This is a genomic window from Xanthomonas sp. NCPPB 3200, assembly GCF_056393585.1.
Genome location: NZ_CM150785.1, coordinates 4,741,930 through 4,765,997 on the forward strand (window position 1 = coordinate 4,741,930; position 24,068 = coordinate 4,765,997).

19 protein-coding genes are annotated in these 24,068 nt (G+C 65.7%); 9 read left to right on the forward strand and 10 right to left on the reverse strand.

What is annotated here, in order from left to right; genetic code table 11:
* The first annotated feature begins 6 nt into the window (after window positions 1–6).
* The 4 genes from manD (at window position 7) to AC06DU_RS20500 (ending at window position 7,338) form a co-directional block, all read left to right on the forward strand.
* Entirely contained in the window at window positions 7–1,266 is a 1,260-nt protein-coding gene (gene manD / locus AC06DU_RS20485; RefSeq protein WP_167764308.1) for a D-mannonate dehydratase ManD, read from the forward strand.
* On the forward strand, window positions 1,266–2,960 hold the full coding sequence (locus AC06DU_RS20490; protein ID WP_478203106.1) for a glycoside hydrolase family 43 protein: 1,695 nt from the start codon (window positions 1,266–1,268) through the stop codon (window positions 2,958–2,960). Before manD ends, AC06DU_RS20490 begins: the two co-directional genes overlap by 1 nt.
* Window positions 2,961–2,962: 2 nt before the next feature.
* Entirely contained in the window at window positions 2,963–5,647 is a 2,685-nt protein-coding gene (locus AC06DU_RS20495; protein ID WP_478203107.1) for a glycoside hydrolase family 3 protein, read from the forward strand.
* Window positions 5,648–5,874: 227 nt separating this feature from the next.
* Window positions 5,875–7,338, forward strand: a complete 1,464-nt coding sequence (locus AC06DU_RS20500) for a mannitol dehydrogenase family protein (protein ID WP_478204467.1) — start codon at window positions 5,875–5,877, stop codon at window positions 7,336–7,338.
* A 147-nt stretch (window positions 7,339–7,485) separates the two neighbouring features.
* Here the strand turns inward: AC06DU_RS20500 and AC06DU_RS20505 are convergent, their stop codons facing one another.
* Entirely contained in the window at window positions 7,486–7,872 is a 387-nt protein-coding gene (locus AC06DU_RS20505; RefSeq protein ID WP_046345114.1) for a bleomycin resistance protein, read from the reverse strand.
* Between the two features lie 434 nt (window positions 7,873–8,306).
* On the opposite strand from AC06DU_RS20505, the gene AC06DU_RS20510 reads away from it, so the two are divergent.
* Together AC06DU_RS20510 and AC06DU_RS20515 are read left to right on the forward strand one after the other, a co-directional pair.
* Complete coding sequence (locus AC06DU_RS20510) at window positions 8,307–8,636, forward strand: SymE family type I addiction module toxin (protein ID WP_311736862.1); 330 nt, start codon at window positions 8,307–8,309, stop codon at window positions 8,634–8,636.
* A 337-nt stretch (window positions 8,637–8,973) separates the two neighbouring features.
* On the forward strand, window positions 8,974–9,978 hold the full coding sequence (locus tag AC06DU_RS20515) for a 2-hydroxyacid dehydrogenase (protein ID WP_126966944.1): 1,005 nt from the start codon (window positions 8,974–8,976) through the stop codon (window positions 9,976–9,978).
* Window positions 9,979–10,044: 66 nt separating this feature from the next.
* Here the strand turns inward: AC06DU_RS20515 and AC06DU_RS20520 are convergent, their stop codons facing one another.
* Both AC06DU_RS20520 and AC06DU_RS20525 read right to left on the reverse strand, forming a co-directional pair.
* On the reverse strand, window positions 10,045–10,416 hold the full coding sequence (locus tag AC06DU_RS20520; protein WP_054591735.1) for a hypothetical protein: 372 nt from the start codon (window positions 10,414–10,416) through the stop codon (window positions 10,045–10,047).
* A 72-nt stretch (window positions 10,417–10,488) separates the two neighbouring features.
* Entirely contained in the window at window positions 10,489–10,911 is a 423-nt protein-coding gene (locus AC06DU_RS20525) for a hypothetical protein (RefSeq protein WP_046345117.1), read from the reverse strand.
* A gap of 227 nt (window positions 10,912–11,138) precedes the next feature.
* Between AC06DU_RS20525 and AC06DU_RS20530 the strand changes: the two genes are divergently transcribed.
* The gene (locus tag AC06DU_RS20530; RefSeq protein WP_046346114.1) at window positions 11,139–11,297 is read left to right on the forward strand and encodes a DUF2256 domain-containing protein; all 159 of its coding nucleotides are present in this window, start codon (window positions 11,139–11,141) and stop codon (window positions 11,295–11,297) included.
* Window positions 11,298–11,377: 80 nt separating this feature from the next.
* On the opposite strand, the gene AC06DU_RS20535 is transcribed toward AC06DU_RS20530, so the two are convergent.
* On the reverse strand, window positions 11,378–12,388 hold the full coding sequence (locus AC06DU_RS20535; RefSeq protein WP_208406666.1) for a DNA-binding protein: 1,011 nt from the start codon (window positions 12,386–12,388) through the stop codon (window positions 11,378–11,380).
* 161 nt (window positions 12,389–12,549) lie between these two features.
* Here AC06DU_RS20535 and AC06DU_RS20540 point away from each other — a divergent pair, with 161 nt between their 5' ends.
* Both AC06DU_RS20540 and AC06DU_RS20545 read left to right on the forward strand, forming a co-directional pair.
* The gene (locus AC06DU_RS20540) at window positions 12,550–13,593 is read left to right on the forward strand and encodes a Kelch repeat-containing protein (protein WP_478203108.1); all 1,044 of its coding nucleotides are present in this window, start codon (window positions 12,550–12,552) and stop codon (window positions 13,591–13,593) included.
* Between the two features lie 117 nt (window positions 13,594–13,710).
* Entirely contained in the window at window positions 13,711–14,607 is an 897-nt protein-coding gene (locus AC06DU_RS20545; RefSeq protein ID WP_478203109.1) for a DUF3800 domain-containing protein, read from the forward strand.
* 206 nt (window positions 14,608–14,813) lie between these two features.
* On the opposite strand, the gene AC06DU_RS20550 is transcribed toward AC06DU_RS20545, so the two are convergent.
* From AC06DU_RS20550 to AC06DU_RS20575, 6 genes are all read right to left on the reverse strand, one after another.
* On the reverse strand, window positions 14,814–15,860 hold the full coding sequence (locus tag AC06DU_RS20550) for an SMP-30/gluconolactonase/LRE family protein (RefSeq protein ID WP_478203110.1): 1,047 nt from the start codon (window positions 15,858–15,860) through the stop codon (window positions 14,814–14,816).
* Window positions 15,861–15,936: 76 nt separating this feature from the next.
* Window positions 15,937–17,055: an endo-1,4-beta-xylanase gene (locus AC06DU_RS20555; protein WP_478204469.1), complete on the reverse strand. Its 1,119-nt coding sequence runs from the start codon at window positions 17,053–17,055 to the stop codon at window positions 15,937–15,939.
* Window positions 17,056–17,171: 116 nt separating this feature from the next.
* On the reverse strand, window positions 17,172–19,871 hold the full coding sequence (gene galB / locus AC06DU_RS20560) for a beta-galactosidase GalB (RefSeq protein WP_478203111.1): 2,700 nt from the start codon (window positions 19,869–19,871) through the stop codon (window positions 17,172–17,174).
* Window positions 19,872–20,034: 163 nt separating this feature from the next.
* Window positions 20,035–21,456 carry a glucuronate isomerase gene (uxaC, locus tag AC06DU_RS20565; RefSeq protein ID WP_478203112.1) on the reverse strand — a complete coding sequence of 474 codons (1,422 nt, stop codon included), beginning with the start codon at window positions 21,454–21,456 and terminating at the stop codon, window positions 20,035–20,037.
* A 43-nt stretch (window positions 21,457–21,499) separates the two neighbouring features.
* Window positions 21,500–22,486, reverse strand: coding sequence for an endo-1,4-beta-xylanase (locus tag AC06DU_RS20570; protein ID WP_245103849.1), 987 nt, complete (start codon window positions 22,484–22,486; stop codon window positions 21,500–21,502).
* Between the two features lie 10 nt (window positions 22,487–22,496).
* A complete protein-coding gene (locus AC06DU_RS20575) occupies window positions 22,497–24,008 on the reverse strand; it encodes an MFS transporter (RefSeq protein WP_478203113.1) in 1,512 nt (503 codons plus the stop codon).
* Window positions 24,009–24,068: the final 60 nt, after the last annotated feature.

Below are 24,068 nucleotides of genomic sequence, written 5' to 3' on the forward strand. Positions count from 1 at the left end.
ACCACGATGTCACAGACTCCCGACTCCCCTGCTCCGCTGCAAGGCTCGGCCCGCGATCGCGAGATCGTCGAGGCGCGCGTCATCGTCACCTGCCCGGGCCGCAACTTCGTCACCCTGAAGATCCGCACCCGCTCGGGCATCACCGGGCTGGGCGATGCCACGCTCAACGGCCGCGAACTGGCGGTGGCGGCGTACCTGCAGGAACACCTGGTGCCGAACCTGATCGGCCGCGATGCCGGCCGCATCGAAGACATCTGGCAATTCTTCTACCGCGGCGCGTACTGGCGGCGCGGCCCGGTGACGATGAGCGCGATCGCCGCGGTGGACGTGGCCTTATGGGACATCCTGGGCAAGATGGCCGGCATGCCGTTGTATCAGCTGCTGGGCGGGCGCTCGCGCGAGGGCGCGCTGGTCTACGGCCATGCCAATGGCCGCGATATCGCCGAAACCAGCGATGAAGTCGGCCGCTTCCGCGAGCTGGGCTTCATCGCCATCCGCGCGCAGTGCGGCGTGCCCGGCATCAAGAAGACCTACGGCATTTCCAGCGGCGGCAAGCCGTATGAGCCGGCCGAGAGCGAACTGCCGACCGAAACGGTGTGGTCCACGCCGCGCTATCTCGGCGTGGTGCCGAAATTGTTCGAGCAATTGCGCAATGACCACGGCGATGAAATCGAACTGCTGCACGACGCACACCACCGGCTCACCCCGATCGAGGCCGCGCGCCTGGGCCGCGACCTGGAACCGTACCGGCTGTTCTGGCTGGAAGACGCCACCCCTGCAGAAAACCAGCGCGCGTTCGAGGTGATCCGCCAGCACACGGTCACCCCCTTGGCGGTGGGCGAGGTGTTCAATTCGCTGTGGGATTGCAAGCACCTGATCGAGCAGCAACTGATCGACTACATCCGCACCACGATCGTCCACGCCGGCGGCATCACCCATGTGCGCCGGCTGGCCGATTTCGCCGCGCTGCATCAGGTGCGCACCGGCTTCCACGGCGCCACCGATCTGTCGCCGGTGTGCATGGGCGCGGCATTGCACTTCGACACCTGGGTGCCCAACTTCGGCATCCAGGAATACATGTTCCATTCCGACGAGGCCAACGCGGTGTTCCCGCACGATTACGTATTCCGCGATGGCCGCCTGCATTGCGGCGAAACGCCCGGGCATGGCGTGGACATCGAAGAGGCCCTGGCCGCGAAGTATCCCTACGTGCCCAAGCAGTTGCCGATCGCGCGGCTGGAAGACGGTGCGATGTGGGACTGGTGATGCGCTGGCTGCCGGCCGCGCTTGCAGCACTGCTGTTTGCGGTGGCCGCGCCTGCGCGCGTGCAGGCGCAAGCACACGCCGATGTCGCCTTCGACTGGTTCGAGTATCGCGGAGACGATGCGGTGTTCGCCACGCCGTTACCGCCCGGGCACTACCGCAACCCGGTGCTGGCCGGGTTCTACCCGGACCCCAGCGTGACGCGCGTGGGCGAGCGCTATTACCTGGTCAATTCCACGTTCGCGTATTTCCCGGCGATCCCGGTGTTCGAGAGTACCGACCTGGTGCACTGGACGCAGATCGGCAATGTGGTCGAGCGCCGCGAACAGCTCGACTACGACGGGCTGGGCGTGTCACGCGGCATGTTCGCTGCCAGCATCCGTCATCATGACGGGCGTTTCTATGTGGTGGGTACCTCGGTCGACAGCGGTGGCAACTTCATCGCCAGCGCCAGCAATCCCGCCGGCCCATGGTCGGCATTGACGTGGTTGCCGGGCATCGACGGCATCGACCCGTCGTTGTTCTTCGATACCGACGGCAGCGCTTACCTGCTCAACAACGGCCCGCCGGAAGGCACGCCGTTGTACGAAGGCCATCGCGCGATCTGGATGCAGCGCTTCGACCTTGTCAGCAATCAACCGGTCGGCCCGCGCAAGGTGTTGCTCAACGGTGGGGTGGATCTTGCCAGCAAGCCGATCTGGATCGAAGGCCCGCATCTGTATCAACGCGACGGTTGGTATTACCTCTCGTGTGCCGAAGGCGGCACCGGGCCGCAGCATTCGCAGGTGGTGCTGCGCAGCCGCACTGTGTGGGGGCCGTTTGAGCTCTCGCCGCACAATCCGATCCTGACCCAACGCGACCTGCCGGCTGATCGCGCGCACCCGGTCAGCAATGCCGGGCATGTGGATCTGGTGGACACACCGGACGGGCAATGGTGGGCGGTGTTCCTGGCCAGCCGCCCGTATGCGGGCGAACGCTACAACACCGGGCGCGAAACCTTCCTGCTGCCAGTGCACTGGCGCGATGGCTGGCCGTCGATTCTGCCGCCCGGCGAGCCGATTCCGTCTGTCGCACAGAGCCCGCGCGGCGCCAAGACCCCGGCAGATCAAGCGCCGTTGTCGGGCAACTTCACCTGGCGCGACGACTTCGCCGGCACCTCGCTGCAGCGCGAATGGCTATCTCTGCGTGTGCCCAAACATGAAGTGGCCGATCTAAGCGCACGCACCGGTTGGCTGACCCTCCATGCCAGTGCGCAAGGGTTGGATAGCACCGCCACACCCGCCTTCCTCGCGCGGCGCCAGCAACACACGCGCTTTGCCGCAAGCACCGCGTTGGCGGTGCCCACGCAGGCCGGCGTCAGCGCCGGGCTTGCCGTCTTGCAGAATTCCAAGGCGTGGTATGCGTTGGGCGTGCGACGCAATGGCGATGCGCTGGACGTCTTCCTCGACAAGCGCGAGGGCGCAAGAACCACCACGCTCGCACGCACCCGCATCCCCGCAACGGCGCAGCTGCGCCTGCAGATCAGCGGCGACGGCGGTGCGTACAGCTTTGCCTTCGATGCCGATGGGCGCGGCTGGCAATCGTTACACCGCAACGACGATGCGGGCATGCTCAGCACCGCACAGGCCGGCGGCTTCGTCGGCAGCATGATCGGGCCCTTTGCCCAGCTGGAACCGCACCGCACCCAGGAGGACTGACCATGCATTCGCACCCCGCCCACCGCGCCACCACCCCGCGTCGCCCACCTGCGCGCGGCTTACTGCTGGCGATGGCGCTGGCCGCCACCGGCACGCAGGCCGCAACGCCGCCGTATCTGGACACCCAACGCCCCTTCGACGCGCGTGCGGCCGACCTGGTGTCGCGCATGACGCTGGAAGAAAAGGCCGCGCAGATGCAGAACGCCGCCCCGGCGATCCCGCGCCTGCAGGTGCCCGAATACGATTGGTGGAACGAAGCGCTGCACGGCGTGGCGCGTGCCGGCGGCGCCACCGTGTTTCCGCAGGCGATCGGCCTGGCTGCTACGTTCGATACCCCGTTGATGGCCGAGGTGGCCACCGCCATCAGCGACGAAGCGCGCGCCAAGCACCACGCCTTCCTGGCGCGCGGCGAGCACAAGCGCTACCAGGGACTCACCTTCTGGTCGCCCAACATCAACATCTTCCGCGACCCGCGTTGGGGCCGCGGGCAGGAAACCTATGGCGAAGACCCATTCCTGACCGCACGCATGGGCGTGACCTTCGTGCAGGGCCTGCAGGCGCAACAAGGGCCGTACCGCAAGCTCGATGCCACCGCCAAGCACTTCGCCGTGCACAGCGGCCCGGAGGCCGACCGTCATCACTTCGACGTGCATCCCAGCGAGCGCGATCTCCATGAAACCTATCTGCCCGCCTTTCAGGCCCTGGTGCAGGAAGGCAAGGTCGCTGCGGTGATGGGCGCCTACAACCGCGTCAATGGCGAATCCGCCTCGGCCAGTACGCGGCTGGAAGGCATCCTGCGCCGCGACTGGGGCTTCGATGGTTACATCGTCAGCGACTGCGCCGCCATACGCGATATCTGGCAGAACCACAAGATCGTGCCCACGCCCGAAGCGGCCGCCGCGCTCGGTGTCAAGCACGGCACCGACCTGGATTGCGGCGACACCTATGCCGCGTTGCCGGCGGCGGTGCGTGCCGGCCTGATCGACGAGGCCAGCATCGATACCGCGCTCAAGCGGCTGATGACCTCGCGCATGCGGCTGGGCATGTTCGACCCGCCAGCCAGGGTGCCGTGGGCGCGGATTCCCGCATCAGTCAATCAATCGCCAGAGCACGATGCACTGGCCCGCCGCACCGCGCGCGAATCGCTGGTGCTGCTGAAGAACGACGGCCTGCTGCCGCTCAAACCCACGCTCAAGCGCATCGCCGTGATCGGCCCCACCGCCGACGACCCGATGTCGCTGCTGGGCAATTACTACGGCACGCCGGCCGCGCCGGTCACCATCCTGCAAGGCATCCGCGACGCCGCACCGCAGGCACAGGTGGTCTACGCGCGCGGCAGCGACCTGGTGGAAGGGCGCGAAGACCCCAATGCCGCGGCACCGATCGACACCCGCTATCTGCGCCCGGCGCCGGATGCCAAGCAGAACGGCCTCACCGGCGAATACTTCAAGGGCCGCGCCCTAGCCGGCCAGCCGGTGCTGACCCGCATCGACCCGCGCATCGCCTTCCGCTGGGACCGCAATGCGCCCACCGACGATGCCGTCGGCCGCGGTGAACTGCAAGCCGATCGAGCGCTGGCCAAGGACGACTTCAGCGTGCGCTGGCATGGCCAGCTGCTGCCGCCGGTGTCGGGCACCTACGAGCTGCAGATTGCCGCCGACGATGGCGTGCGCCTGTTTCTGGACGGCAAGCTGCTCATCGATCAATGGAGCGAGGCCCCGCGCATGCGCGGCGGCAATGCCAGCGTCGTGCTGGAAGGCGGCAAGGCCTACGACCTGCGCGTGGAATACTTCGAAGCCACGCGCGATGCCGGCGTGCGTCTGGCCTGGCGCATGCCCGGCGCCAAGCCGCCGCTGCAGGAAGCGGTGGACGCCGCACGCAACGCCGAGGTGGTGGTGTTCGTCGGCGGACTCACCGGCGATGTCGAAGGCGAGGAGATGGACGTCAACTATCCCGGCTTTGCCGGCGGCGACCGCACCGACACCCGCCTGCCCAAACCGCAACGCGAGTTGCTGCAGGCAGTGCAGGCCACCGGCACGCCGGTGGTCGCGGTGCTGACCACCGGCTCGGCGCTGGCGATCGACTGGGCGCAGCGCCACGTGCCCGCCATCCTGCTGGCCTGGTACCCCGGCCAACGCGGCGGCAGCGCGGTCGGCGATGTGCTGTTCGGCCAGGCCAGTCCCGGCGGCCGCCTGCCGATCACCTTCTACAAGGAAGACGAGCGCCTGCCCGCCTTCGACGATTACGCCATGCGCGGCCGCACCTATCGCTACTTCGCCGGCAAGCCGCTGTACCCGTTCGGCCACGGCCTGTCCTACACGCAGTTTGCGTATTCGGATCTGCAACTGGACCGCACCACCGTTGCCGCCGATGGCACGCTCACGGCCACGGTCACATTGAAGAACACCGGACCACGCGCAGGCGATGAAGTAGTGCAGCTGTATCTGCATCCGCTCAAGCCGCAACGCGAACGTGCCATCAAGGAACTGCGCGGCTTCCAGCGCATCACCCTGCAACCCGGCGAGCAGCGGCAGCTGCGCTTCACCCTCAAGGCACAGGACGCCCTACGCATCTACGACGAGCAGCGCAAGGCCTACGCAGTGGATCCTGGCGACTACGAAGTACAGGTCGGCGCCTCCAGCGCAGACATCCGCAGCACACAACGCTTCACCGTCACCGACAAGTAGCAGCCGTTGACACCCTCGCCATGCGGACGTGGGCGAAGAACCCACTCAGCCGCGATTGCCCTAAGCCCCTCTCGCCGGGGCGAAGAGGCACCGCTTGCGCGCCACTGGCGCGCGTGCCTTGGAGCGCCCGCGTCGCAAGACGTGGGCCGGGGCGCAGAGCGGGGGTTGGGGTGAGGGTACGGCCACAGGCGAACTTGCAGCACCCCCACGATTTCAAACAAAAACCCATGCCAATTCCAACGCTCTCCATCGCAACACTCGCGCACCTACCACCCACCGTCCTCACTCCCAGCTACGACCCCAAACAGACCACCATCGGCATCGTCCATCTAGGCGCAGGCGCCTTCCACCGCGCCCACCAAGCCGTCTACATCGACGACCTGCTAGCGCAGGACCTCACCTGGGCCATCTGCGCCGTCTCGCTACACAGCCCAACGGTGCGCGACGCCCTACGCCCGCAGGACGGCCTGTACACCCTCGCCCTGCTCGACGAGCACCCGCAGCTACGCATCATCGGCGCCGTCCGCGAGGTGCTGTGCGCAGCCGACGAACAAACCGCCGTGCTCGCGCGCCTGGCCGATCCCGCCGTGCGCCTGGTCACCCTCACCGTCACCGAAAAAGGCTATTGCCTGGCCGGGGACACGCTCGACCTCGCCCATTCCGACATCGCGCACGACATCGCCAACCCCGGCACACCGCGCAGCGCCATCGGCTATCTGGTCGCCGGCCTGCAACAACGCAGGCAGCAGGGCAGCGCACCGTTCACCGTGCTCAGCTGCGACAACCTGCCCGACAACGGCAGCCTGCTGCGTAGCGCGGTGTTGCGGCTCGCCCAACAACACGATCCAGCGCTTGCTGCATGGATCGACCGGCACGTCACCTTCCCGCGCTCAATGGTCGACAGCATCACCCCCGCCACCGACGATGCACTGCGCGCCAACGTACAAGCGCAAACCGGTCTGCACGACACCTGGCCGATCCAGCGCGAGCGCTACAGCCAGTGGGTGATCGAAGACCGCTTCTGCAACGGCCGCCCCGCCTTCGAAAGCGCAGGGGTGATTCTCAGCGACGATATCGCCGGCTATGCACGCGCCAAACTGCGTCTGCTCAACGGCCCGCACTCCGCACTCGCCTATCTCGGCAGCCTGCTCGATCTGGAAACCGTCGCCGACGCCATGCGCCACACGCAACTGGCCACCTTTGTCGAAACCCTGATGCGCGAGGACATCGCCCCCACCCTGCAACCGATGCAAGGCTTCGACCCGCAGCACTACTGCGGCGCCATCCTCGCCCGCTTCCGCAACCCCGCCATCCGCCACCTGCTCGCCCAGATCGCCTGGGACGGCTCGCAAAAGATTTCGGTGCGTCTGCTCGGCGTCATCAGCGATGCATTGGACGCCGGGCGACGGATCGACCGGCTCTGCATTCCGGTAGCGGCGTGGCTGCAGTTCGTGCGCAGGCAGGCGGCCAACGGCGTGGTCTTGGTCGATCCGCTGAGCAAGGTCCTCTGCGACATCGCCCATTCGACCACCGGCAATGCCAGCCATGACATCGCGGCATTCCTCACCGTGGATGCGGTGTTCGCTACGCTCTCTGGCGATGCGCGTTTTGTGGAAGCATTGCGCGCTGCCTACGCTGCGCTGGGCACTGCAACACCGGCAGAGATACAGCTGGCAATCGATGCAAGGTGATGTGCGGCAAACGCATCGCCGGCTGCCATCGCATGCAAGCAAAGCCCGATGTCTGCAGCGTGCGATGTCGGGCAGCGTGTATATCGTGCCACCTGACCGATGGCCTGTTCCGGATAGCCAGGTACGCAAATGCGGGCGATTGGACGTCTAGCCACCGATTACCTGCCCAATCCTGATCAGATTTCCGCTCTCATCGACAAGCGCAAATTCCCGCATCCCCCACGGCTTGTCGCTGACAGCATCGAGCCTGGGGATGCCGTGCGCCGGAAGCTGCGCGCCGCGCATGGCGGCGTAGACCGCATCGACATCGCCAACCCGGATATAGCAGCCCGCATAGCAGGCCGCAGGATCAAGATCCGGGTGTGCGAAGAAATGCAGCTCCACCTCGCCACGCGTCAGGATCGCGTAGCCCGCATCGTGCGGGTGCGCGTCGCCGACAAAGCCCAGCCGCCGATAGAAGGCGACGGTGCGTTCGATCGAGCGACCGGGGAGCAGTGGAATCGCACGGTCTGGCGTTTCGGCAGTGGAAGTCATCGCTTTCTCGTAGTGGGATAACGAAGCCGTCTTTGAGCACAACGATACGCCAGATACGAGGGATCGGTTGGGAGCCGTGCCGTGCTGTCTTGACTCGCTGTGTTGGCGAGTAGCAAGATCGCTCTGCTGCGGCACATTCCGCAGCCGGGTTTAGCAGCCCGTAATCACAAGGCGCACCAGCGCCCATTGCACGATGTCGGCGCTTTTCTTTTGCCCGACTTATCGCATGGGCAGGCGTGCTCGCTTTACGGCGGGCGGTGCGCGGAGACCGCAAGGTCTGCCGGTTCCTTGTGACCGGTCTGCTAACCGCGCATCGTCCGCCACCCTCGTTTAGCAGCGATGCGGCGGACTTCCTATCGCACAAGGAGTTCGATATGACCCGTCCCAAAGCAACCACCCGTGCACGCGCTGCATCGCCTTCCAGGCGATCTGTTGTGACACGCGCCAGATCCAAGCACCGCCCGGCCGCCAGCATGACCGGTGCTGAGCCAGCGGTGGATCCAGCGCTTGCGCCTACCCCGCCCTTGCGCAAGCCCGGCTTCCGCATTCCCGAGCGGGTCACCATGAGCTACCAGCACTACGACGTGCGGCGTGCCGAGGATGTCATCGGTTGCGCGGTGCCCAAGCTGCGGCTGTCCGGGCGCTGGCTGGAACACTGCGGTTTCGCAGTGGGTGATGCGTTGCGGGTAACGGTGGGACGCGGCGTGCTGTTGATCAGCCGCGTGGCGCCTGCGGTACCGGCGGTGAGATCGCGCCGCAGGTGACACGCCTGGGGCGAGCGCCCTTGCCCAGCGCTTTGCGGTCCCTTCTCCCGTGCACGGGAGAAGGGACGCATTCTGCTCCTGTCTGGATTGCAGAAGGGAGGCCGGCTGTTTGCCCCTGAGAGCAGAGGTGCCTGTTGCGGTGCGGAGCAGCAAAGCAAGGCTGCGTAGCGCAGGGGCTGTCAGCGGCAGAGAGCTTCTCGCCTGCAATGACATCTGCACCGCATCGCTCGACATGACATGCTTGGCCTCACCTACGCCCCGCCCACGTTCGGACAAGTTCAAGCGCCATATGGCCATGCGCAAGCTACCGTATTCGCGCACCGATGGAGTTTTCTGCATGAAAATGGCTGTCTTCAGCACGCGCCCTTACGACAAGCGCTTTCTCGATGAAGCGAAACTACGCCCAGGCACGCAATGTGCAGCCGAGTTCGTTTATTTCGAGGCATCGCTCGATCTGCGGACGGCAGCGTTGGCGCAGGGCTGCGAGGTGGTCTGCGTGTTCGTCAACGACCAGCTCGATGCGCCCGTGCTGCAGGCACTGCACGCGACCGGTGTGCGCGCGGTGCTGCTGCGCTGCGCCGGTTTCAACAATGTGGATCTTGCTGCGGCCACCGCACTTGGGCTGTTCGTGGCACGCGTGCCGGCCTACTCGCCCGAAGCGGTGGCCGAGCACACCCTGGCGCTGGTCATGACGCTCAACCGCCAGACGCACCGCGCCTACAACCGCGTGCGCGAGGGCAACTTCATGCTCAATGGCCTGCTCGGCCGCACCTTGCACGGCAAGACGGTGGGCCTGATCGGGCTGGGCAAGATCGGGCTGGCGACTGCGCGTATCTTTCAAGGGATGGGCTGCGATGTGCTGGGCTTTGATCCTTATCCCACGCCTGGCTTCGATGCGCTTGGGCAGCGGGTGGAGCTGGAGACACTGTTCGCCCGCTCGGACATCGTCTCGCTGCACTGCCCGCTGACACCGGCAACGCAGCACCTGATCGATGACACGGCGCTGGCGTCGATGAAGCCGGGTGCGATGCTGGTCAACACCTCGCGCGGTGGCTTGGTGGATACCGATGCGGTGATCCGCGCGCTCAAGTCCCGCCAGCTCGGCCATCTGGCCATCGATGTCTACGAACAGGAAAGCGCATTGTTCTTCCAGGACCGCTCGGGCGAAATCATCGACGACGAAGCGTTTCAGCGCCTGATGACCTTCCCCAATGTGCTGGTGACCGGGCACCAGGGGTTCTTCACCGCAGAGGCATTGCAGGAGATCTCCGACATCACCCTGCGCAACCTTGCCGATTTCGCTGCCGGTTCCCCATGCGCGAATCGTGTTCCGGCACCTTAGCGGCACCTTCTCGCTCACCAGCCGCGCAGGTTCGACGCATCGACTCCTCTGTCGTGGTACTCGGGTTCAAGCCGGTACGGCAGTTGCCTGGCGACGCAGCGCACAGATCCGCGTGCAACCAACCGCGGCGGCCAGCCCCAGCTGACCGGTGTACCAACTCACCTGCCGCAAGTATCCACCCAGGCGGCAGTTGACTGCATGGCCCAGTGGCCGCACCCGCCTGTGGCCCCGGCGCATGTATGCATCCCGGATCACCGGCGCCACGCCCTGCAGCAGAACCGGGCCCAGCCGGCTTGCCAACAAGTATGCAAACACGTCGATACCCACCATCTCCAGCAGTGGTATGGCCGCTGCAACCTCCGGATTGGATGCGATGCAGGCAATCGCCAGCGTGGCGATGGCAATGACCGCCCTGCGGTTCAAGTTGACCGGCCACATGTCGATGGTCCTGAGCGCCCTCTGGATGTCATGCAGATCTGCACAATTCAGACATCTTGGCTTGCCTGTGGGTCACGATACCCGGACGCCCTGGCTGCCGCCGGATGTATTGAAGATGCGCGTCAGCACCAGCACGAGCAGGACCACAAAGCTCAACTCCCACACATAGAATGCGGCGCCCACGTGATCGATCATGACTTGCTGGCCAGCCTCGTTCTTGTCGAACCGGGTTGCGCGAAAGGTATCCAACCCGATCAGGCAAGCCGCTACCAACAGGGCCGCCGCCATCTTGTCCGCCTTGAGGAAATAACACAGCCATGCCAACAGGAACACCGGGTTACTCATCCAGGCCAGGCACTGGCCATCGAGCACCTGCATCCAGCCAAACAGCAGGATGACAAATCCACCCAGTTGATCATTACCGCCATGCAGTGCAGGAAGGCACAGCGAAATGCCGTACAGCAGGGCAGATAGCAGAAGTGGAAACAGCTTCATGGGCGTCCTTGTCTGATGATGAGGCGAGTGCATGTCCCCGCGTTGGGGAGGCTCGTTCCATCTCGGCACAAGCCAACCTGCATCACTATAGACACTGCGCGTGCCGCTTTCACGACCACGCTGCCAAGCCCGCCGACGCATCTCGTGGAGCGGCGGAGGCTTCGGCCCAATGCATCGCTATGGCATGCTTGAACCCCTGCCGCACAGCGTCCGACGTCCGCATTCCCATGGCCGCCCACAAGAAGCAGAACTTGCCGGAAAAGCTCTGCGTTCAATGCAGGCGACCCTTCTGCTGGCGCAAGAAGTGGGAAAAGGTGTGGGACGAGGTGAAGTATTGTTCGGACCAATGCCGCCGAAACAGCAAGCGGCAGCGCCCGGAACAATAGTCTGCTTACGCGCAACCCATCTCTCCCGTGCCGTCGCGCGTGAGCCGAGCGGGTTCGGCCATTCTGACAGCCGGTTGCGGCTAACGTTTACCAGCTTTTTTCGCAGCACCCGATCCACTCGCCCGCTTGGCAGCGCTGCCTTTACCTGCCACTGCCATGTTGTCCACCAGATTGGGATAGGGGCGGCCTGCTGCCTTGGCACGTTGTCTGGCCTGTGCCTTCTGCGCCGGGGACAGCGGACCTGAGCGCGAGCGACTCTTGGGGTTGGGCTTTTTCCATGGCGCAGACGTCTTGCTTGTGCCTTTCTTCGCTGCACCGCGCGTGGAAGCGCTCTTCCCGGCTGCAGTTCGGCGGGCGACCGTCTTGTTTACCGCTTTCTTCGTCGATGCTGCCTTCTTTGCAGGAGATTTCCTGGCCGCAGTCTTCTTGACTGCCTTCTTGACTGCCTTCTTGCCGGTCGCCTTGCGGGCGCCGGCCGAGGGCGCCGACTTGCGCGTCGCTGCGCTAGCGGCGCTCGTTTTCTTGGTCGCGGCCCGTGTTGCCGACGGTTTCCTCGCTGGCGACGTTCCGGTTGCCTTCTTTGCGACCGCCTTCTTTCTCGCGGTCTTCTTCGGGGTGCGCTTGTCCGCGGCACTGGCATGGGCGGCGGCCGTCGTGGTCGCGCTTGCTCGTTTTCCTGCCGGGGTCTTCGCGCTCGCCGCCTCTTCCAGACGCTGGTACTGCCGTGCCGCCCAGCGCTGGCCGGCATCGCCGCCCCAGAGCAGCCAGGCAATGTAGCCGGCCGATGGCGCGCTACGGTCGGCCCAGCCCTTGCCAGTCTTGTCCACGCTGTGGCGCGCGAAGTACGCATGCATGCGCCGGATGGTCTGCGTAGAAAGCGATTTCCGTGCCGAAAGATCGCGCGCACGCGCAACGCCGATTGCGGTGCCACCACGCCCATGCTGCTCGCGCAACCGCAGTCCGCGTGCCGCCGCGTCGGCAACTGTCTTGGGCGGTGTTGTCGAAGACGCCTGCTTTGCCGGTTTGCGTGCCACACCTTTCTCCTGTCGTATCGCGTTGCCGTAGTGTTCGCATGCGCGGTGCTGCTGCATGTGAAGAAGCCGGCAGCCAGGACTGCCTAGGCAGCCTGCCGGGGACATCACGGCAATGCGCAAGCACGCGCGACCTAGCCCTGGATCAGCCTGCTTGTGCGAGTGGATCATCGCGCACGTGTCGCTACACTGGCCTGCCCACGCCATCGGAAGAGTGCTGCATGCGCCTGTTGACGAGCTGGTTCCGCGCAAGCCTGTTTGCTGCCGCGGTCGGCACTTTCCCCGCGCTTGGTCAGGCCACCGACAAGGCGGTGCCGGTGGCCACCTCGGCACAATCGAAGCAGGTGGCCTCCTGGCAGACGCTGACCCCGCACGACAAACCGCACGCGCGCCATGAGAACAGCCTGGTGTCGGTCGGCGACAGGCTCTATCTGATCGGAGGGCGCGACGACCGCCCGCTGGACATCTTCGATACCACAACACGCCGCTGGTCCAAGGGCAGCACGCCGCCGCTGGCGGTCAGCCACGCGCAGGCCGTGGTGTCGTCGGGGAAGATCTACGTCGTCGGCGGCCTGACCGGCGACTACCCGGAAGAAGCCGCGCTGACCCACCTGTTGATCTACGACCCTGCCACCGATCGCTGGCAGGCAGGCGCGGAGATTCCCAAAGGCCGTCGCCGCGGCGCGGCAGGCGCGGTGGCGCACGACGGCGTGCTGTACCTAGTCGGCGGCAACACGCGCGGCCATATGAGCGGGTACGTGCCTTGGCTGGATGCGCTCGACACCAGGACGCAGCAATGGACGCAGCTGGCCGACGCACCGCGTGCGCGCGATCACTTCCATGCAGTGGTGCTCGACGGCAAGCTGTACGCGGCCGGTGGCCGCAGGTCATCGCACGAGAGCGGCAACACCTTGGCGCAGACGATTTCCGAAGTCGATGTCTATGACATCCAGCGCGGCACCTGGAGCGTTGCCCCGGCCGCGCTGCCGACGCCGCGCGCCGGTGCCGCCGCCATTGCACGCAATGGCCAGCTGCTGGTCATGGGCGGCGAGAGCACGCGCCAGGTGAAGGCGCACGACGAGGTCGAAGCCTACGACCCGGCCACCTCCACCTGGCAGACCCTGGCTGCGCTGCCGCAAGGGCGCCACGGCACCCAGGCCGCAGCGGTCGGCGACGCTCTGTACATCGTGGCGGGCAGCGGCAACCGCGGCGGCGGGCCGGAGCTGGATGATGTGCTGGTGTTGCATGAAAGCAGCGCGCAATAGGCCATGCCGACTCCCGCGTACGGCATGCTGCAAGAGACCTGGTTGAAGATTGTGCCTCTGCAGACGAGGATCTAATCTGCTGCATCGTTGTTCAATGTGCAGTGCCAGGGAGCGGTCATGCCGAAACGTGGATCAGATCACACGCCATCAACGATGCCTGGCGTTGCCGGGCAATTTTCGCTGCCACTGGTACAGGCGGAAGGCGAGCCGGCGACATCGCCACTGCTGGCAGCTACCGACCCGCGTTACAGCAATTACATCGTCTATGTCGATGAAAGCGGCGACCACGGCCTGGAGTCGGTAGATCCCAACTATCCGGTGTTTGTGCTGGCCTTGTGTGTCTTCCACAAAGGCCACTACGCGCAACGCGTGGTTCCCGCGATTGAGTCATTCAAGTTCAGGCATTTCGGGCATGAGGTGGTGATTCTTCACGAGCATGACATCCGCAAGGAAAAGGGACATTTCCGCTTCAGTGATCGATTGGAGAAGACGATTTTTCTGGACGAGCTGACGGGCATCATCGAGTCGCACAACTTCATCCTGATCAGCTGTGTCATCGACAAGACACGGCTGAAGGAAAAGGCCCAGACCGCAGACAATCCCTACCACCTGGCGCTCGCATTCTGCCTGGAAACACTTTTCGAACTGATGCAGGAAAAGAAGCAGGACGCCGTTGCCACGCACGTGGTGGTTGAGTGCCGTGGCAAGAAGGAAGACCGCGATCTGGAGCTGGAATTCAGGCGGATCTGCGACGACGCAAACCGCTGGGGCCGGCAACTTCCGTTCACCATCGTCTTTGCGGACAAAAAGGCCAACTCATCTGGCTTGCAACTGGCTGACCTCGTTGCGCGGCCCATCGGGCTATCGGTACTGCGCCCGGATCATCCCAATCGCGCATTCGACGTGCTGCAGCGAAAATTCTTCTGCAAGCAAGGCCGGCGCCAATTGGGTGTCGACTATGAAGGCTGGGGCCTGAAAATTTTCCCGCCGCCAGAAAGCGAAAAGCCCCGGTGATCTCACCGAGGCTATGACGCCGACCGGGAACCCCCAGTCCACTTAGGGTGCGAGTCTAGAGTTCTGGACCGCAGAATTCAAGGTTGCCTGCTACAAAACCGGTCTGTCAGCACATCGTATCCATCAGCTGTTGTGACTGCTGAAAGCAGAACGATTTGCAACACAGGGTGACCGGTACAGCTCCATCGCGGCCAGGGCCGCTCCTACTAAAGCGGCGATTGGGCAAATTCCAAGCCAAGCGCTTTGACCCGCACCCGCGCCAGCATCGCGTGCGAGGTCATGTACAGCGTATGGCCGTCGTTGCCGAAGGCGCAGTTGGAGATGGGTTCGCCGGTTTCGATGCGGCCCAGCCTGCGGCCATCGGGGGCGAACACGATGACGCCGCCGGGGCCGGTGGCGAACAGGTGGCCGTCGGCGGAAACCGCCATGCCGTCGGGCAAGCCGGGCGCGTCCTTGGCGACCAGATCGGAGGCGTCGGCGAACACGCGCTTTCCGGTCACTGCACCGGCTGCGTCGAGCGTGTAGGCCATCCAGATCGGGCGCTCCGGATCGGAGTTGGCCACGTACAGGGTGCGCGCATCGGGCGACAGTGCGATGCCGTTGGGAAGGCTGAGACTGTCGTCCAGCAGATGCACGCTGCCGTCGGTGTCCAGCCGGTAGACGCCGTTGTAGCGCAGCTGCTTGACCGGCGAATCGTTCATGCCCTTCAGGCCGTAAGGCGGGTCGGTGAAGAACACCACGCCATCGCTGCGGCGGACCAGATCGTTGGGGCTGTTGAAACGGTGGCCTTCGAACTGCGTCGCCAGCGGCGTCTTCTTGCGCGTGGCCGGGTCGAGCCTGGCGACGATGCGCGTGCCCGAATCGGCCAGCAACACGGTGCCGCCCGGTTCGGCATACAGCCCATTGGCGCCGGCTTCGCGCAGCGTGGCCTGCTCCGGGCCGCTGTAACCGGATGGCGACAGCAGGACCGACAGGCCTGCGTCCTCGGACCAGCGATAGAGCTTGTTTTCAGGCACATCGGTGAACAGCAGATAGCCACCGTTGCGGACCCAGGCCGGGCCCTCGGACCAGGTGAAGCCTTCGCTGAGCTTCTCGATGCGCGCATCGCCAGCGACCACGTCGCTGAAGCCGCGATCGAAGCTCTGCAGATGCCCGATCGCGGCAAAGCGCGGTGGCGGCACCTCCTTCCTGGTGCAGGCGGCGAGGATTGCCAGCAGCGGAACGGCCAACAGCAGATAGGGCGGCAAGCGCATCGGTCAGTCCAGTAACGAAGTCGGGCCATGATGCCACCATGCGCGTGCAGGCCTGCTGCGCATGCCGGCAGCCGTGCTAGCGCTCGCCAGCGTGCGCGGGTACCGCCAGCACCGCATCCAGTGCCGGTTTGGGCTGGTAGTTTCGATCGAACAGCAGCGGATAGTTGGTACGGCCGGGCACGGGGTAATCGTTCTTCCAGGACATGCCATCGCTGACGCCCCATACGCTGACGCGTGCGAGCTTGTCGCGCTTGCGCCAGAACAGCGCGAACAACTCGGCGTAGCGATCGCGCAGCTGCGCCTGCACCTGCGGTGGCAAGCCCTCGCGATACGGGTCGAGAAAGCGCTTGAATTCCGGCAGCTGGAACTGCTTGTGCGCAAGTCCGGTCCCGATGACCTGGCCTTCCCTGGTCAGTGGCAACACGTCGATGTCCAGCTCGGTGATCATGACCTTGATGCCGAGCGCGGCGTAGGCATCGATGGTGTCTTCGATATCGCGCAGGCTGGGATAGTTGAGCCCCCAGTGTCCCTGCATGCCGACGCCATCGATGCGGATGCCCGATTGCTGCAGCATCCTGACCATGCGCACGATGCCATCGCGCTTGCTCGGCCGCCATGCGTTGAAATCGTTGTAGTAGAGCTCCGCATCCGGCGCATACCGTTGGGCAAAGGTGAAGGCGTTGCGCACCACGGTGTCGCCATCGCCGACGCGCTGCACCCAGTTGGTATCGCGGTAACGTCCGTCTTCGTCGATGATCTCATTGACCACGTCCCAGGCCTGCACCTTGCCGACGTAGCGCCCCGCCACGCGCTCGATGTGCGCGCGCATGCGCTCCAGCTGCGCGTCGGCGCTGTTGGGCTTGCCCTGTGCATCGACGAAGAACCACTCCGGCGTCTGGTTGTGCCAGACCAAGGTATGGCCGACCACGAACATGGCGTGATCGCGCCCATAGGCGACGAAGGCGTCGGCCGCGCCGAAGTCGAACACGCCCGGGCGCGGAGCGACCACTTCGGCCTTCATCACGTTCTCGGCAGTGACGGCATTGAAGTGGCAGGCGACCAGCGCGGCAGAGGCAGCGTCCTTGCCGGAGACGATGTCGGCATTGACGGCGGTGCCGATCAGAAAGCGGTCGGCGTAGGCGTGCTTGAGCGAGGTGCTGCGGGTGTCGCAGTCAGCCAAGGCCGGCACTGCCATCACAGCGCCGATCAGGGCCAGAACAAAACGCAAGCATGCTGCTGGGCGCTCGTGGGTCTGCTGCATCGCCGGATTCCTGTGCAGGTACCGCAGGTAGTGCGTCATCGGGAACCCCATCACTCCACCACCACCTGCGCACTGGCGGCCTGCAAACTGTCGGAGTCCACATGCAGCGTGATGGTGCCACGCGCGCCGGGCTTGGCACGCACGATCGCCAGGCACAGCCCGTTGAACGCATTGCGCTGCGGCGCGGCGAAGGATTCCAGGTTGGTGGGATCGCCGTTGTCGGTGGCGACCAGCTCGCCCGGGCCTTCGATGCGGAAACGCAGGCGGTCGCCGGCGGTCGGCGCAGGGCGTCCATCGCGATCGAGCAGGCGCACGGTGACGAAACTCAGATCCTGCCCGTCGCCACGGATGCTGCCGCGGTCGGGCGTCACCTGCATGCGCGCGGCGCTGCCGGCGGTTTGTACGCGGTCGTCGGCCCAGGGTTTGCCTTCCTTGTACGCCTGCACGCGCAGCTCGCCGGGTTGGTAGACCACCGCGTCCCAGCGCAGCCGGTACTGCAGCGGGCCCTTGCGCTTGCGCCCCTGCGAGAGGCCATTGACGAACAGCTCGGCCTCGTCGCCGGAGGTGAACACATGCACCGGCGTGACCTGACCCTCGCGGCCGGGCCAGGTCCAGTGCGGCAGCAGATGCGCCATCGGCAGGTCGGGGCGCCAACGCGATTGATAGAGCCAGTAGCGGTCCTTGGGAAAACCGGCCAGATCGAAGATGCCGGAGTACGAACTGCGCGAGCTGTAGTACGGCGTGGGCTCGCCCAGATAATCGAAGCCGGTCCAGACGAATTCGCCGGCGACATACCGATGCCGGTCCTGTGCCGCGAACACCTTGTCGGCGCTGGAGCCGAAGTCCACCGCATGCAGCTCGTAGGCGCTGACCTGGTGCGCGACCGAATCGCCGCCGCGCCCATCGCGCACCGGCGCGCTAATGTCTGGCGTCACCGGAAACAGATACACACCGCGGCTGCTCAACGCCGAGGCGGTCTCGCTGCTGAGAATGGCCTTGTGCGGGAACTTGCCATGGAACGCGGGATATTGCGGTTGTTTGCGGATGCGCTCGGTGCCTGCGAATTCCGGAGCGTCGCGGATGCCTTCGCCCTGGTAGTTAAGACTGATGACATCCAGTGCAGCGGGCAACGGCATCTCGGGCGAGGCGTAGTTCATCGCCACCGTGGCGGGGCGCGTGGGGTCTTCCTCATGCACCATGGCGTGCAGTGTGCGTGCGATCGCCGCGCCCTGCTCGCCGGTGTACTGCTCACCGACTTCGTTACCGACGCTCCACAAGATCACCGAGGGATGATTGCGGTCGCGCCGCAGCATCGCGCGCAGGTCCGGCTCGTGCCACTGCGGGAACACCAGGTGGAAATCCAGCGGGGTCTTCTTCATCTCCCAACTGTCGAACACCTCGTCCGCCACCAGCAGGCCCATGCGGTCGGTCAGCTCCAATAGCTCCGGTGCGGGCGGGTTGTGGCTCATGCGGATGGCATTGGCGCCCATCTGCTGCAGCAACTGCAGTTGCCGCTCGGCGGCGCGCAGGTTGAACGCCGCACCCAGCGCGCCGAGGTCGTGATGATTGTTCACGCCGCGAATCGGCACATGTTCGCCATTGACCAGCAAGCCCTTGTCGGCATCGAACACGATGCTGCGGACACCGAACGGTGTTTCGTAGCGATCCACCACGTGCCCGTCCTGACTGACCTCGGTCACTGCGATATAGCGGTGCGGGCGCTGGGTCGGCGGCGGGCCCCACAGACGCGGGCGGTCGATCTGCGTGCTGCCCTGCACACGGGCGCTGCCACCGGCGGCAACCGCAACCTGCACGGCGGCAATGCGCGCGACCGGCGCGCCGCTGCGTGTGCCGCGTGCATCGTCGAGCACATAGATGGCGGTGCTGACCTGTGCCTGCATTGCACTGCGCGCGGCGTTGTCCAGCGTGATCGCCAGCTGCACCTGCGCGGTGTCGGCCGACACCTGCGGCGTGGTCAGCTGCGCGCCCCAGTGCGCGACATGCAGCGGCGCAGCTTTGGTCAGCCACACATTGCGATACAGCCCGCCGCCCGGATACCAGCGCGCCGAGTCGGGCGGGTTGTCCAGGCGGATCGCCAGCTGGTTGCGCGCACCAAACACCACATAGGGGCTCAGGTCCACGCGCCAGGAGCTGTAGCCATACGGCCAGCCGCCGACCAGTTTGCCGTTGAGCCAGACCGTGGCATAGGCCATGGCGCCATCGAGATCCAGAAACAGCGCGCGCCCGCGATCGCTGGCGGGGATGTCCAGGCGCTTGCGATACCAACCTACGCCCCAGCTCGGCAAGCGCCCCATGCCGCCATAGGGACCATCGGCCAGGAACGGCCCGGCGATGGCCCAGTCGTGCGGCAGATCCACGCGCTCCCAGCCGCTGTCGTCGAACTGCGGCTGCACGAAGGCGACGCTGCTGCCGGGGTGGCCGGGCGGGCGTTCGTGCCACTTCGCGGGATCTGCAATCAAGGCATTGGCCGTAGGCAGGATCCATGGCTTGAGCACGCGGGTTGCGGCGGCATCGAGGCGCTGCGCCTGCTCGGGCTGCGCATCGGCCACCTTGCCGTCTTCGCTACGTAGCACGTGCGGGCGGATGTCGTAGTCCAGGATTTGCCGATTGCCTGAAGGATCGCCGCGATGGAAGCGCCACTGCGCGTTGAGCGAGACGCGCTCGCGCGGCAACTGGTTCGACGCCGGTGGTGCTGCCAGCGCGGGCACTACCAGGCAGATGCAAAGCATCGCGACACGCGCGAGGCGTGCGCAATCCCTGAGCGCGCGCATCACCCTCGCCTGCATGCCCGTGTGCGTCATATCGCGTCTCGCATCGACCATGCATGCAGGCGTGTCCCATCCGCACCGCCTGCACGCGTGCAGGCATCGCTGCGTGCTGCCTCGCTCCGCCTCACAGCTTGTAGGCTTGCTTGGGCAGGCGATACGCCAGATCGATCGCAACCTCGGCCGCCTCGTCCTCGTCCAGCCTGTGCTCGGCGACAAGCTTGGCGAGAAAGGCACTGTCCACGCGCCGCGCCACATCGTGCCGCGCCGGAATCGACAGGAAGGCGCGGGTATCGTCGTTGAAGCCCACGGTGTTGTAGAAGCCGGCGCTGGCCAGGGTCTGCTCGCGGAAGCGCCACATGCCTTCCGGCGCGTCATGGAACCACCAGGCCGGCCCCAGCAACAACGACGGGTAATGCCCGGCCAGTGGCGCCAGTTCGCGGCTGTAGCTGGTTTCGTCCAGGGTGAACACGATCAGGCGCAGGCGCGGGTCGTTGCCGAACCGGTCCAGCAAGGGTTTGAGCGCGTGCACGTAGTCGGTGCGCATTGGAATATCGGCGCCCTTGTCGCGCCCGAAGGTCTGGAACAGCTGTCGGTTGTGATTGCGGAAGCACCCCGGGTGCAACTGCATCACCAGGCCATCGTCCAGGCTCATCGCCGCCATCTCGGTCAGCACCTGCGCGCGGAACAGCTCGGCCTGCGCCGGTGTGGCGGCACCACGCCCCACGGTGTCGAACAGGCGTTGCGCCTCGGCCGGCGACAGATCGGCCGTGGCCGCGCTGGGGTGGCCGTGGTCGGTCGAGGTGGCGCCGTGCGCGGCAAAGAACGCGCGGCGCTGCCGGTGCGCACGCAGATAGCCTTGCCAGCTCAGCACATCCTCGCCGGTGAGCGCGCCGAACTGCTGCAGCGCACCGGCAAACTGTTCGTGTTCGGGGTCGACCACCGGGTCCGGGCGGTACGCGGTGAGCACGCGTCCCTTCCAGCCGCTGTCGCGAATGGTCGCGTGGTGCTGCAGCGTGTCCAGCGGCGACTCGGTGGTGGCAATCACCTCGATGTCGAAGCGCTCGAACAGGGCACGCGGGCGGAATGCCGGCGTCTGCAGCGCAGCGGTGATGTGGTCGTAGTAATGATCGGCAGTGCCGGCATCCAGCCGGATGCGCAGATCGAACACGTCATGGAAGACATGATTGAGCCACAACGCAGAGGGCGTGCCGCGCAGCAACGTGTAGTGCTCAGCGAACACGCGCCACGCTGCGCGCGGGTCCACCGCCGCGCGCGACCCATCCGCACGCGGAATGCCCAAGGCATCCAGTGCGACGCCCTGGCTGTAGAGCATGCGGAACACGTAGTGATCCGGCACCAGCAACAACTCGGTGGCATTGGCGAACGGCGCGTCGGTAGCGAACCACGCCGGTTCGGTATGACCATGCGGGCTGATGATCGGCAGTGCAGCGATCTTCGCGTACAGGCGGCGCGCGATCGCACGCGTGCCGGGGTCGGCGGGCAACAGGCGGTCGGCGTGGAGGGTCAGCGGAATGGAGGTAGACATCAGTCGGTCGCCGAACGGGCAGGAAAAAGGCAGGGCACCGGGATCACCGCGCCGCACCGTGGCTGGCAACGTAATCGCGCAGCCAGGTCAGCGCCGGCCGTTCGGTGCCATCGGCCCGGATCAGGTACGCCGCTTCCTTGTCGCGCCACAGCCCGGGACGAAAGCCCCACAGCGTGATGCCGCGCACGCCGGTGTGCTCCCAGAACACCGGGAACACACGTTGGTAGGCGGCCAGCTGCTGCGCATCGGTGGGCCCGTCCAGGTCGAACTCGGTGATGTAGATCGGCAGGCCGGTCGCGGCCAGTGCATCGAGATTGTCGCGGTGCACCGACATCGCCACATTCGGCGTGGTTTCGAAGGCATGCTCCTGCACGCCGATCGCATCGACCAGTTGCTCGCGCTGCAGCAACTGCACGATCTGCAGGTACTTCTGCGTGGCCTGTGGACTGTTGGTGATGCTGTAGTCGTTGATCATCAGCCGCGCACGCGGAAAGTGCTGGCGCGCCAGCCGGAACGACTGCAGCACCCACTCCCAACCGCTGGCGCCGTTGCCGCCGAGCGCCTGCAGATAGTTGCCGCCGCCGGTGTCGTCCTTGCTGGGCGGGTCGTTGAGCGGCTCGTTGACCACTTCCAGCAGGTCGATCTCCGGATAGCGCTGCGCCACCGCGGCAAACCACTGCTCGATCTCGCGGCGCTGCTCGGCCGGCCGCAGCGACTTGATCCACTCCGGCTGCTGATTGCCCCACACCATCACATGCATCTGAAACGGCATGCCGTTGGCCTTGGCCAGCCGGTAAGCAGTATCCAGCCCGCTCCAGTCCATCTGGTCGCGCACCGCTTCCACGCTGCCCCACTTGCCGCTGTTTTCCGGCGTGAGCTTGTTCCAGTACTGCGCAAATCCCGGGGACTGTTGCGGACTGTAGGCGCTGCCCAGGAACTTGGGCGCGCCGGAAGCCAGCGGTGCGGCCTGCGCAAGCGTTGCGACGTTCGCCGCCAACAACAACCCGATTGCCAGTGTGCGTAATTGCATGATGATCCCCTCAGGAAGATGCGTTGGCGGTCGGTGCGGCGGCATCTGCCGGCAGCTGCGCCGGCGCCAAGCGTGGCACCAGCATGTGTACCACCGCCAGCGCCAGCAGATACGCCGAGCCTGCCATCAGAAACACCGGCACATAACTGCCGGTGGCCTGCAGCAGGAACCCGATGAAGGTGGCGATCAGCATGCCACCGACCGCGCCGGCAAAGCCGCCGATGCCGACCACGGTGGCGACCGCGTGGCGTGGAAACATGTCCGACGGCAGCGTGAACAGATTGGCCGACCACCCCTGGTGCGCAGCGGTGGCCAGGCCGATCAGGCCCACGGCCAGCCACAGGTTATCGGCGCGTGCGGCGAACACGATCGGCACCACCGAGATCGCGCAGATCAGCATCGCGCTCTTGCGCGCGCGGTTGACGCTCCAGCCGCGCGCGATGAAGCGCCCGGCGACCCAGCCGCCGGCAATGCTGCCGATGTCGGCCAGCACGAAGATCACGATCAACGGCGCGCCCAGTTGCAACAGACTCAATCCGTATTCGGCATGCAGGAACTTGGGCAGCCAGAACAGGAAGAACCACCAGATCGGGTCGGTGATGAACTTGCCCAGCACGAACGCCCAGGCCTGCCGGTGCCGCAGCACCTGCAACCACGACAGCCGCCGTTGCACTGGCTCGTGCGCATCGCTGCGGATATGCGCCAGCTCTGCCGCCGACAGGCCGGGTTGCTGCTCGGGCGGGTGATAGCTGAGCCACCACACCAGCAGCCAGGTGGCGCTGAGCACGCCGGTGAACAGGAATGCCGCCTGCCAGCCCCAGGCGGTGGCGATCAGCGGCACCAGCAACGGCGCGACGATCGCACCGATGTTGGAGCCGGAATTGAAGATGCCGGTGGCCAGTGCGCGCTCGCGACGCGGGAACCACTCGGCCACCGTCTTCAGCGCAGCGGGGAAGTTGCCGGACTCGCCCAGCCCCAGGAAGAAGCGCGCAATCGCAAAGCCCACCACGCTGGTGGCCAGCGCATGCCCCATCGCCGCCAGGCTCCAGATGCCGATCGCCAGCGCGTAACCGACGCGCGTGCCGAAGCGGTCGATCACCGCACCGCTGCACAACAGGCCCAGCGCGTAGGCGGCCTGGAACGCGGTGACGATATAGCCGTACTGGATCTCGTTCCAGCCGATCTGCGTCTGCAGAAACGGCGCCAGCACGCCGAGCACCTGGCGGTCGACATAGTTGATGGTGGTGGCGGCAAGCAGCAGTGCGCAGACGCGCCAACGCATGCGGCCCAGGCGCGCCAGCGTGCCGGCAGGTGCAGCCGCTTGCGGCAACTCGCTCATGCGCGCGGGCGCCATAGCGCTGCTGGACACAGCCTGCGATGGGCAGTCGCGCAACGGCCACTGCAATGCGCTACCACATGTCGCGTGTGGCCCGGCCTCTGATTGCCGCGTTCTTTGGTTCGATTCATCGAGCACTGCACCTGCACGAAGGTGGCCTTGCGCCACGGGTGATAGCGCTACCATTACCACGCTGCCGGGCAAAAACCATCGCGCAGTGCAACACGCCAGTGCGCCATATGCAGC